At 51.7% G+C, this 11436-nt stretch carries 12 protein-coding genes; 4 read left to right on the top strand and 8 right to left on the bottom strand.

Annotated features, from left to right (window positions below):
* Positions 1-181: 181 nt before the first annotated feature.
* On the bottom strand, positions 182-775 hold the full coding sequence (locus tag ACEQ15_RS19280) for an ATP/GTP-binding protein (RefSeq protein WP_370280887.1): 594 nt from the start codon (positions 773-775) through the stop codon (positions 182-184).
* Between the two features lie 460 nt (positions 776-1235).
* On the opposite strand from ACEQ15_RS19280, the gene ACEQ15_RS19275 reads away from it, so the two are divergent.
* Positions 1236-1664, top strand: a complete 429-nt coding sequence (locus ACEQ15_RS19275) for an Rrf2 family transcriptional regulator (RefSeq protein WP_370280886.1) — start codon at positions 1236-1238, stop codon at positions 1662-1664.
* Here ACEQ15_RS19275 and ACEQ15_RS19270 read toward each other — a convergent pair.
* On the bottom strand, positions 1648-2688 hold the full coding sequence (locus ACEQ15_RS19270) for an NAD(P)/FAD-dependent oxidoreductase (protein WP_370280885.1): 1041 nt from the start codon (positions 2686-2688) through the stop codon (positions 1648-1650). The two genes, ACEQ15_RS19275 and ACEQ15_RS19270, sit on opposite strands and share 17 nt — an antisense overlap.
* Before the next feature lie 14 nt (positions 2689-2702).
* Entirely contained in the window at positions 2703-3092 is a 390-nt protein-coding gene (locus tag ACEQ15_RS19265) for a hypothetical protein (RefSeq protein WP_370280884.1), read from the bottom strand.
* Positions 3093-3230: 138 nt separating this feature from the next.
* Between ACEQ15_RS19265 and ACEQ15_RS19260 the strand changes: the two genes are divergently transcribed.
* A complete protein-coding gene (locus tag ACEQ15_RS19260; protein ID WP_370280883.1) occupies positions 3231-3434 on the top strand; it encodes a hypothetical protein in 204 nt (67 codons plus the stop codon).
* A 63-nt stretch (positions 3435-3497) separates the two neighbouring features.
* Here the strand turns inward: ACEQ15_RS19260 and rraA are convergent, their stop codons facing one another.
* From rraA to ACEQ15_RS19245, 3 genes are all read right to left on the bottom strand, one after another.
* Positions 3498-3986: a ribonuclease E activity regulator RraA gene (gene rraA, locus ACEQ15_RS19255; protein ID WP_370280882.1), complete on the bottom strand. Its 489-nt coding sequence runs from the start codon at positions 3984-3986 to the stop codon at positions 3498-3500.
* A 245-nt stretch (positions 3987-4231) separates the two neighbouring features.
* Positions 4232-4792 carry a class I SAM-dependent methyltransferase gene (locus ACEQ15_RS19250; RefSeq protein WP_370280881.1) on the bottom strand — a complete coding sequence of 187 codons (561 nt, stop codon included), beginning with the start codon at positions 4790-4792 and terminating at the stop codon, positions 4232-4234.
* 90 nt (positions 4793-4882) lie between these two features.
* Positions 4883-7945 carry an FAD-binding and (Fe-S)-binding domain-containing protein gene (locus ACEQ15_RS19245; protein WP_370280880.1) on the bottom strand — a complete coding sequence of 1021 codons (3063 nt, stop codon included), beginning with the start codon at positions 7943-7945 and terminating at the stop codon, positions 4883-4885.
* A gap of 153 nt (positions 7946-8098) precedes the next feature.
* Here ACEQ15_RS19245 and ACEQ15_RS19240 point away from each other — a divergent pair, with 153 nt between their 5' ends.
* Positions 8099-9034 carry a LysR family transcriptional regulator gene (locus ACEQ15_RS19240; protein ID WP_370280879.1) on the top strand — a complete coding sequence of 312 codons (936 nt, stop codon included), beginning with the start codon at positions 8099-8101 and terminating at the stop codon, positions 9032-9034.
* Positions 9035-9047: 13 nt separating this feature from the next.
* Here ACEQ15_RS19240 and ACEQ15_RS19235 read toward each other — a convergent pair whose 3' ends face one another.
* Positions 9048-9869 (bottom strand): S1 RNA-binding domain-containing protein, encoded by an 822-nt coding sequence (locus tag ACEQ15_RS19235; protein WP_370280878.1) that lies wholly within the window; start codon positions 9867-9869, stop codon positions 9048-9050.
* A gap of 385 nt (positions 9870-10254) precedes the next feature.
* A complete protein-coding gene (locus ACEQ15_RS19230; RefSeq protein ID WP_370280877.1) occupies positions 10255-10500 on the bottom strand; it encodes a hypothetical protein in 246 nt (81 codons plus the stop codon).
* 485 nt (positions 10501-10985) lie between these two features.
* Between ACEQ15_RS19230 and ACEQ15_RS19225 the strand changes: the two genes are divergently transcribed.
* Positions 10986-11436: helix-turn-helix domain-containing protein (locus tag ACEQ15_RS19225; protein ID WP_370280876.1), on the top strand; the 451-nt coding region annotated here is incomplete at its 3' end.

Genomic DNA, 11436 nt, shown 5'->3' with positions numbered 1-11436 from the left:
GTTGTCTGAACTGAGAGCGGGGGTTGCCAGCCTGTTTATGAAATCCCGTCCTCGCCCCTCAAGGCCGAGGACGGTAAAGATGTCAAAGACTCGTTATCCGGTGGATCGCAATGCTGCTCCCCTTAAGTGAACAGCATTACGCTCAATAGCGGGGTTTCTTTTTATCTTAAGATCACGATTATCAGGCTGGCAGCGCATCCTGGCTAGCGACACCCTCAGGCAATAGAGCCTGGGCCGCCTGCTTCAGTGATCCCAGCAGAGGCTCAACCAGTTTAATCACAGCAGACGCGTCACGTGCGTCAACAAAACTTACCGACGCCTCAACATCCAACTCTGCCAGCCACTGCTGGTAATCCTCCATGGATGGGTTCGCCTGCACGTCCTCGCGGGTTACACCTACAACCAGCGACTTGCCTTCAATAAGTTGGGAAAACGCGTTCAGATAATACTTCAGATCTTCCTGTGGGCACTCACGAGCGTTATCCAACATCAGAACAACACCGTTAGCGTCGTAAGCGATCTCCTCACTCAGCATGTCCCACATAAAGTCAAAGCGGGACTGACCCGGTGCACCGTACAGGTGTGCTTTTTCATTGGCATCTGTGGTCAGGCGGCCGTAATCGATCGCAACAGTTGTTGTTTCCTTATAATCGCTGACTTTGTCTGCGGAAATTTTTGCTTCCGTGTTTACGCATTCGATTTCACTTACCGCTTGGATCGCACTGGTTTTACCGGCACCTACCGGGCCAATAAAGATGATCTTCTTATTATCCATTTAATCTGAACTCTAATTGTTCAGGGTAAAATTAAAGCCCCTGGATCAGCAGACTTATCCCTGTTTGACGGAATCTTCAGTCCCGACCATTTCCTGATCGGATACCCCACACGCGCTCGACTCTTCTTGTCGTAAAAACACGCTCTATTCTACAGATCCCCACTGAAAGATGAATCGTTCAAAATTCTGGCATGCCGCACACGCATGCCACTTTGCGTACCCATGATTAACGTCAAACAGTACCTTTTTATAGCTTTTCCAAAGGAACAGATGGGTTAAAATAGGACCGTTGTTCTAGAAAACTGAAGCTGTTGAGAAAAGACATTTCCGCTTCTGAAAACGGGAAGTTTTTCGCAAAAATGGGATCAAATATAAAGGTCTGACCAGTTATCAAACCGAGCTTGCAGTATACCGTGAGCTTACGTATATTCACCGCATCCTTTTGTGAGCAAATGCTAATATGCAACTGAGCCGATTTACTGACTACACTCTCAGAGTTCTCTTCTATACAGCCGTAAATAACGACCGCCTCACCACTCTTGCCGAAATCGCGGGCTTCTACGAAATCTCCATCGAACATCTGCGAAAAGTTGTGCACGCCCTGTCTAAGTCCGGCTACCTACAAACATTTCGTGGTAAGAATGGCGGCATCCGTCTGGCTGTACCCCCTGAAGAGATCAACTTGGGTGACGTAATTGCACAATCGGAAGGCACCAGCCCACTGGTCGACTGTATGGGTCAGGACTGCAAACTGACAGGCTTCTGCACGCTGCAATCCGTCTTCCATGAAGCACAACAGGCGTTTATGGATACTCTGCGCAAATACACCCTCGCCCAGATGCTCGACAGCCCGCAACTCCAGAGTCAGCTGATCACAACAGATCGCTAAGATCCGGGGAGACGCCCAGGCGTTCATGCAGCGCCGGGCTGGTTGTGGTGTACTGCAGATAGACCTTCTCATCCGGATTCAAGCGAGCTTTGATTGCGAATGCCGCCAACGCAGCCTCGTGGAATCCACTTAAGATCAACTTCTTCTTCCCCGGATACCAGTTGCAGTCGCCAATGGAATAGATGCCGTTACGATTGGTCATGAACTTCTCCGTATCCACCTTGGCCTGATTCCGTTCTGTTTCAATTCCCCAGGAGTCCAGAGTGCCACTGTCGGGGCTGAGGCCAAAGAACACCAGCAGGTGGTCCATCTCCAGACGGCGTACCACACCGTCCATAGACATCACTTTCAGGCCAACCAGCTCACCATCACGCTGAACATAATCCACCACCCTGCCCGTCAGGAACTGCATATGGTGATCGTCACAAAGTGCGTGCATCTTCTCGACGGTATGGCTTTGCGCCCGGAAGCGATCTGAACGGTGGATCAACACCACACTTTCCGCTTCCGGGTGCAGTCGCATCACCCAATCCAGCGCGGAGTCACCACCACCAAGTATCACCAAACGTTTACCATGATGGCGCGTTTCGTCGGTGACGGCATAAAACAACTGAGTATCCTCGAAGCGATCGATACCATCGACCTTCAAGCGAATCGGCCGGATCGCGCCCGCTCCGGTTGCGATTACAACAGCAGCGGTATCAAACTGGAGTCCGTTATCGGTCTCCAGCAGAAAGCGGTCATCATCCTGACGCTCAATCCTGGCGACACGCTGCTCGAAGTGGAATTCAGGATTAAACGGCGCGATCTGTGCCATCAGGTTTTCAACCAAACCACGTGCGGAGATCTCCGGGATCGCCGGAATATCATAGATCGGTTTATCCGGATACAACTGGATACACTGACCACCCGCATAGGGCAACGCTTCAACCACATGCGCACTAATCCCCAGCAAGCCCAGTTCAAATACCTGAAACAGGCCACACGGCCCTGCACCTACAATCACCACGTCGGTTTTGATCATGCCATCCTCCGGATTTAGTCAGCCAAAAACGCTTCTGCCAGTTGTCTGGAATGATTTGCCTCCAACCAGCCAAACAGGTCCCGTTCTTCGAAGCGCACATGCTCCTTCAAGCACTGTGCGAACCTGATGATCGCTTCAGGGTCATCCTTTGCCAGCAGCTCTCTAAGCTCTTGATGGTCATTCAGGAAGCGCTCTTTATGTACCCCCGACAGCAGGTTTTGGAAGCCCCTCTCTTCCTCAGCGAAGTGCAGCTCCAGTTCTTGCTGCAGTCCCGCTCGGACGTCTCTCCAATAAGTTATAAGTAAGTTTTCAGGTTTTTGCTCAAGCGCCTGAATACGTTTTGCCACCACCAGTGCCCTGTGATGCTCCCGACTTAGAGGGATTAGAGCCTCGCTGCGTTTCAAATTTCCACTCCTCTATCTACGAACTTCGACCGAGAAAAGGTCAATTTTATAGATATGCTATTAACATGTATTTATTTACCATGTTATAGTCCGCATCAACATGTTTTTCAAATACATTTTACTAGAGGAGAGAGAATCATGGTGGTTTGGAGCGATACAGAGCTATGGGTCTTTGGCGCGCTGATTGGAATGGTGTTGCTGAAGCTTTGGAGCGTATGGCATGTTTCGGTCAAAGCCCAAGCCGATCGCAATGGACGCCTGATTTTTCTGGGATTGATCATCGGCCTGACACTGTTTGGTGTCGGTGCCAAAACCTACATCAGTATGATGATGGGTGTATGAGTTGGAAGGTTTAGACAATGAGGAAAGCCGGGCAAGGAATACCCGGCTTCTGCTGAGGTGGGATTACTCCTCAACCTCCAGTTTCTGTGGGGATACCAGAATGCCGTTGTTATCGGCATAAACGTATTCACCCGGACGGAAGGTCACACCACCGAATGAAATCTCTACGTTCAGGTCACCCAGACCACGCTTTTCAGTTTTCATCGGGTGAGTACCCAGCGCCTGAACACCAAGATCAATCTCGCCAATAGCATTCACATCACGAATACAACCGTTGATGATGATGCCAGCCCAACCGTTTTTCGCTGCTTTCTCCGCCAGCATGTCACCCAGCATTGCACGGCGCATAGAGGAGCCTCCATCGACGACCAGGACTCTACCTTCACCTGGCAGTGCAACCTGCTCGCGTACCTTGGAGTTATCTTCAAACGCTTTCAAGGTGACGATTTCACCACCAAAACGTTCACGGCCACCGAAGTTTCCAAACATCGGTTCTACAACCTGCACCAGCTCAGGGAACTGATCACAGAGTTCAGGCAGCAGATCTTTCACAGCTTGCTCCTTAGATTATTCGAATAATTATGTTTGTAACCCGTGCTTGGCTCTCAGACACTCTCTTCGGAATGTTCCGCCTTTAGCTACAGGCCTATTTACCCTTGTAGACGAAAAACCGTCTGGCTCAGTGGGGAAACACGGTCCCCAAAAGAAGCCCAAGTGTGTCTTATTTATTGTGCAATTGCACTACAACCTTAGGGTGGAAACCGCGATGTGAAACAATCTGTTTGCAGATCACCAGCTTATCGACGGCGAAAGAGGTAGTGATCCATCCAGTTGCCGTCGTTTGCTGTGGAGCTGTATTCGATCAACTCCAACGCTGGGTGGACCCCTTCTAGCTCACCCGGCTCCAGGCAGAAACGCTTGGAGAAACCGGTTTGCACATGGTGCTCAACGTTGAAGGTGGTCAATAGCACTAGGCCACCCGGTACAATGTGCTCAACCAATTCCGACCAGAAGGCAGGCGCCGGTTTGTACAGGGTGATGACTGCATTATCAAACTGTCCCAATCCGCTTAGCGCACCGGGCTGTTCAAGATCACATACTTGGATGGCAACCTGATTACCCTGCTCTTCTGCGAACGTCGCTAACCGCTCAAGACCATTTTCGGAGATATCCAGCGCGGTTACAGCAAACCCTTCGCGTGCCAACAGCAGTGAAGCCGCCCCATCCCCTGCAGCAATATCCAACACGCTACCTGACTTCAGACTACCGATATGTTTCTGCAGAAATGAAGGTGCTGTTGGTGGCCGGTCACCTTTACTCAGGTAACGGGCATTCCACTTATCACGGGCTGCGGACATTGGAGATTTCCTTTGCGGGATATTTGAAGAGCAAACTATACACCGCCCTGCTACAGACGTAACAGAAGCGGTGTATTCAGGTAGGCTTGATCAGCTGACGCGCTGAAGAACGTCCAGCAGGGTCTGCACTGGGTGTGGCAGTTGTTGCTGATCGATACGTTTCACCTGAGAACGGCAGGAGTAACCGGTCGCAACCAACTTGCCTTTGTTTTCAGGATTGTTCACCACATCGGCCCAGCTCATCTCATAGATCTTGCGGGACGTATTGTAGTTGGCAGTCTCGTGCCCATAGGTACCGGACATACCGCAACAACCGGTCGCCACAACGTCCAGTTTCTGACCAAGCGCGGCAAAGATGCTCTGCCACTGTTTGATGGAAGGTGCGGCCGAGGTTTTCTCAGTACAGTGTGCCATCAGTTTGTATTCACCCTGAGGCAACACACCTGCAACCTGTTCCAGTTTATCCAGGTTACTCGCCAGCCATTCCTGAATCAGCTGCACTGGTGGCTGTGTATCATCGTTGTCGTAGCTGTACTCCTGACGGTAGGTCAGGGTCATGGACGGATCGATACCGATCAAGTCGATCTCGGTAGCCGCCAATTCATTCAGCATCTCGCGGTTTTTCGCCGCGATCTTTTCAAACTGATCCATGAAACCGTGTACGTGCAGCGGCTTACCGTTTGGTTTGAACGGTGCAACCATCACGTAGAAGCCCAGGCTGCCCAACAGATCGATCAGATCCAGTACCAACTGGGTTTCAAAGTAACTGGTAAAGGCGTCCTGTACGATAATCACGGCCCGCTCGCGCTGTACATTGGATAGCCGGCTGATCACGTCCATGGTAGCAAACTCGACGCCACGCTCTTCCATACCCAGTTTCAGGCTGTTGGTGCAAATCGTTGGGCTGTCCACCATGCCCATATGGCGCTGGAACAACCTTTTCATGGTGCCGTTACGCATCGCCCAGTTGTACGGCGCCGGGAACTTGGCGAGGTATGGGATCATCAGTTCCAGGGAACCCACCATGTAATCCTTCATCGGACGCAGGTAGCGGCTGTGGTACACCTCCAGGAAGCGGGAGCGGAAATCCGGTACGTTTACCTTGATTGGGCACTGGCCAACACAGGATTTACACGCCAGACAGCCCTGCATCGCGTCGTACACTTCATGGTTGAAGTCGTACTCACCTCGGCGCTTGGCCAGCGTATTTTTAACCTTACGTGGCAGACTGCGCAGGAAGGACTCGCCTTTAACTTTCTCGCTCTCTTTGGTGAGATCCACACCCTGGTTGGACATCAGGCGGGTCCATTCACGGATCAGAGAGGAACGCCCCTTCGGCGAATGCACACGTTCGCGGGTCGCCTTCCAGGATGGGCACATGGCGTCGTTTGGATCGTAGTTATAGCAGGCGCCGTTGCCGTTACAGTACATCGCAGCATCGTAGTACTGGAAAGTATTCGGATCGATCTGACGGTCGTATTGCCCACGGGTTGGTACGCCATCCACTTTCAGCAGTTCAGCACCTTCAATCGCCGGTGTGGCGATCTTACCCGGGTTCAGCTGATTGCGTGGGTCGAAGCAACCTTTGATGCGCTGGATCTCTGCGTACAACTCACCAAAGAATTCCGGCGCATACTCAGAACGTACGCCTTTACCGTGTTCGCCCCACAACAGACCTTTGTATTTGTGGGTCAGCGCAACCACTTGGTCGGTCACGTCACGGATCAGGGATTCCTGCACTTCATCCTTCATGTCGATCGCTGGACGTACATGCAGTACACCTGCATCCACATGCCCGAACATACCGTACGCCAGATCACGTTCATCCAATACGGCGCGGAACTCCATAATGAAGTCGGCCAGATTTTCCGGTGGTACCGCGGTATCTTCCACAAATGGGATCGGACGTTTCTGACCTTTAGCATTCCCCAGCAGGCCAACTGCTTTCTTGCGCATTGCCCAGATCTTTTTGATCTCGTCTGCACCGTACACCACGGTGTGGCCGAAACTTTTCCCTTCCTGACCTGCGACCGCTTCCAGATGGTTGGTCAGCTTTTCTACTTTGGCACGCAGCTCCGCTTCGTCATCACCGGTGTATTCCACCAGATTGATACCGCTGATCTCCGGCTCGCCTTCGGTGGTTGGGAAATAATCCGCAACGGTGTCCCAAATGATGTCACCCATCGCCAGGTTCAGAACCTTGGAGTCAACGGTCTCAACAGAGGTTGGGTCGTACTCCATGATCGCTGTTGCATCCCGCATTGAGGATTCGAAGCTATCGTACTTAACGTTGACCAGGGCTGCATATTTAGGGATCGGCAGCACGTTCAGCTTCGCCTCTGCGATAAACGCCAGAGAACCTTCCGCACCACAGAGCACAGAGTTCAGGTTAAAGTTGCCGTCCTCATCGTAGATGTGCGCCAGATCGTAACCGGTCAGGCAGCGGTTCAGTTTTGGGAACTTGGCGTCAATCAGCTCTTTCTTGGTGGTGAAGATCTCGTCCACCACGCGGTGCGCTTCACCTACCCGGTCGTCACGCTGCTTAATCTCAGCCAGCTTTTCCGCAGTGATCGGTGCGGATTCCCACACGGTGCCATCCAGGAAGACGGACTTCAGCTCCAGGACATGGTCACGGGTCTTGCCGTACATGCAGGAGCCCTGACCGCTGGCGTCGGTGTTGATCATGCCGCCCACGGTAGCGCGGTTACTGGTCGACAGCTCAGGTGCAAAGAAGAAGCCGTAGGGTTTCAGCGCGGCATTCAATTGGTCTTTTACCACCCCTCCCTGCACACGCACCCAACGCTCGTCTGCGTTAATCTCCAATACCTGGCTCATGTGACGGGACACGTCCACCAGCAGGCCATCAGTCAAAGACTGGCCGTTGGTGCCCGTACCTCCACCACGTGGGCTCAGCACCACTTCAGCAAATTCTGGCTGGTTGGAGAGCTTGGCAATGCGTACCAGGTCCTCAAGGGTTTTCGGGTACAACACACCCTGCGGCAGCATCTGGTAGATACTGTTGTCGGTTGCCAACACCACACGGTTGGCGTAGTCAGGGTTCAGATCACCTTCGAAGCCTTGGGCTTTGAGCCGTTCGATGAATTGCAGATACAGCTTTTGCGTCGCATCGATCTCAGATATGCGTGGAATCATGGTACGGGGTAAATCCTTAGAAATTGAAGTAAACCGCGGTGCCCGGCGGTGATACGAAACAGCTACAGCGCGGGCTTTGTATTTATGGGAGCAATGATGCAGAATCTCTATTTATCAATCAAATGATAAAATCAAATAGATTAATTTATAGAAATGAATAATCTATCTATTCGTCACCTGCGCGCGTTTTTTGCCGTCGCCCAGGACGGAAGTTTTACCCGTGCGGCTGAAAGTCTGCACCTGACCCAATCCACCCTGACAGCGACAATCAAGCAGTTGGAGGAGCAGGTTGGTCTGACACTCTTTGACCGCACCACACGTAGCGTTTTACTCAGCGGTGAAGGCAAACGTTTTCTGCCCGTGGCGGAGCGTCTGCTATCCGACTTCGATACCGCCCTTGCCGACCTGCGTGCTGTATCGGAACAACAGCAGGGCCAGGTAGGCATCGCCGCGTCGCCTTCCACCATCTCCCGACTCCTCCCCCCCATCGTTAACCAGTACCGGCAACAGTATCCCAATATCGGTATCTATCTGCGTGATGATGGTGCGGGTGGTATCGAAACCCGTGTATTGGAAAACGAGGTGGATTTTGGCGTGGCAAGCAACCACTCCTCCAATCCGGATCTGAGCTATCAACCGCTATTACGCGACCGCTACGGTGTTGTCTGTCGGCCGGATCATCCATTCGCGTCGAATACAGATGGCGTATGTTGGGAAGCTCTGGCCCACCAGCAGATCATCTACCTGACTACCGATACCGGCATCCGCGTACAACTGTCGCGTTTTAAAAAAGAAGGTGTGGTCGATCTGGACCTAGAAGGCCCGGTGATGGAGGCCAGTAACCCGGCAGCCATAGCGGCACTGGTGAGCGAAGGCATGGGGATCTCACTGCTGCCGGCACTGGCCGCAGCTACAACCGCGTTTGAAGGACTTTGCTTTATTCCGCTGACAGAACCTGCGATCAGCCGCGAAATCTGCCTAATTCGGCGAAAGGGCCGTTCCCTTACCCCTGCGGCAGCGCATATGTCTGCCCTGATAACGGCGGAGTTTAAGCAGATGGAACTTCCGCCGTTTGTAGAAAAGATCTGAAGCGCTGTGCTGCTTATTTCTCTTCAACCAGACGAATACCGTCGTCATCGATGGAGATAAGGCGCTGGCGGTACAGACCACCTATCGCCATTTTGTACGCCTTCTTGGAAACACCGTAAGTGCTGTAGATCTGCTCAGGTGGGCTCTTATCGTTCAGCGGGCTGTAGCCGTTACGCTCTGCCAGGTGCTGCAGTACTTTCTGCTGCAGGCGATCCACCTTGGCGTATCCCGGCTTATCCAGGGACAGATCAATTTTACCGTCCGGACGCACACGTTTGATGAAACCACGGGTCTTGTAACCACGACGCAGTTTACGGAACACCTCGTCGTGATAGAGCACGCCCCAGTGGGTACCGTTCACAACCGCCTTGTAGCCCAGGTCGGTCTGGCCGGCAATTACCAGGTTTACCTGCTGGTTACGTGTGTAGTCCGCCGGCTCTTTATCCAGGAAACGATCCAGACGCGCAGACGCACAGATACGATTGGTGTTGTCCATGTAGACGTATACCAGCACGGTATCACCCACGGAAGGATGCTGGCTGCGGATCTCACTGTACGGCAGGAACAGATCCTTCGGCAGCCCCCAGTCCAGGAACACACCCACCTTCTCCACCGAAACCACTTTCAGTGCGGCCACATCACCCAACTGAACCTTAGGTTCTTCGGTGATGGCGATCGGGAAGTCATCGGAATCCATGTAGACGAACACGTCCAGCTGATCACCGATTTTGCAGCCTTCCGGCACATAGCGTTTTGGCAACAGAATCCCGCCCAGATCATCGCCATCCAGATAGACACCAAAGCCTACCTCACGGACGACTTCCAGCTTATTCATACGACCAATCTGAGCCAATGCACACTACCTCGGGGAGAATTAAAGAAAAGAGGCGCAACCATACCAGATCGCGCCCTCAAAACGTAGCAGAGATGTGCCCGCCCTGCCTGCTTGAGGTGAGATTTTACAGTCGTTGCAAACACCAAATTTCGTCTTTTGAGGCCATGCCCCATTGACGACTGATCATAGAAAAGAAAAAGGCCCCAAACAGTTGCCCAGATAATGGTCTGAACAGTTGTTTGAGGCCTGATTCTCACACAGGAGAAAATGACTTACTGCAAATTAAAAAGCCGGTGTTATGTGCTTACGTCCCTGAAGCGGTTTCCGGACTTTCCAGTTGAGTTAATCCCTTTTCCTTGTATTGATTGCGCTATCTTCAACGCGATTAAGCGGCTTCTGCACTCATACGTTCTTCACGTGCCAGCATTGCCATTTTGGCATTCGCAGCACAGAACAGAATTGAGACTCCAACACTAACAGCCTTAAAGACCACCATTGCGGTCGACGCAGCTCCTTCTGCATTGAGGTCACCATACATTGATACACCCATAAACACCGCTGCTGCTGCGAATGCAGAAGCGACTACCAGCGCGAACAGCTGTTTAAATTTCAATGCGGATTGTTTAGCCATCTCATTTTCCCTACAGATCTGATCAATTGAATCACTCAATTCAAACGCCCGTTAGACACTATCTATATAACCAGAACGAAATTCAATGTAACAATTCGTTCAAAATTACCGACCTTAGTCTAACACCATCACAACAACACAAACCGTAGAGAGGGTCAGAGCGATTCAAACTACCGTTTTATCCTCTCTCTGTGCGCCGCGGCATAGTAAAGCTACTCCGTTAAGCATTTGTTTCAATATGAATTTTCTTAAATTTTCTCCATAAAATAGCCGTTCATCTTCATGCTTGATATACGTCAAGGATCTATTTCTACCCCCTACCACCCTGGCTACAAAAAATTACACGAGGGCAAACCCCATATTCGAATACGATAACGGTATAAATCACGGATCAAATATCACTGGATGGCATCTTTTTTAAGGCCACGTATACTGAGCATCAGCTCACATCCAGCCAAAACAGGGATACAGGACGGTATCGGGCCATGCTTCAAACCTCAGCACTTGTCGACACACTTAAACAACAACTCAAAGCCAGCGGCAAAACCTACGCCGATATCGCCACCGATCTGGATCTCAGTGAAGCATCCGTTAAGCGTCTCTTCTCCGAGCGCAACTTCACCCTACAGCGTCTGGAGATCATCTGTGACGCCATTGGTATCAGCTTCTTTCAGTTGGTGGAAAAGATGTCCCACCAGCAGCAAAGTCTGACCCAGCTCACCCTCGATCAGGAACGGGAAGTGGCAAACGATGTGGTCCTGCTGCTTATTGCGGTAAGCGTGATCAATGGCTTCAGTTTTGAAGACCTCGTGAGCCAGTACAAGATCAGCGAAACCGAGTGTATTCAGAAGCTGGCACTACTCGACCGCCTCAAACTGATTGAACTGTTACCGGGTAACCGTCTTCGGTTGCTGGTCTCTCCCAACTTCACCTGGT

Origin of the sequence: Pontibacterium sp., assembly GCF_964228735.1 — a bacterium.
Classification (GTDB): domain Bacteria; phylum Pseudomonadota; class Gammaproteobacteria; order Pseudomonadales; family Balneatricaceae; genus Pontibacterium.
The sequence above is the reverse complement of the archived record's forward strand: the minus strand, read 5'-3'. Positions and strand labels throughout refer to the sequence as shown.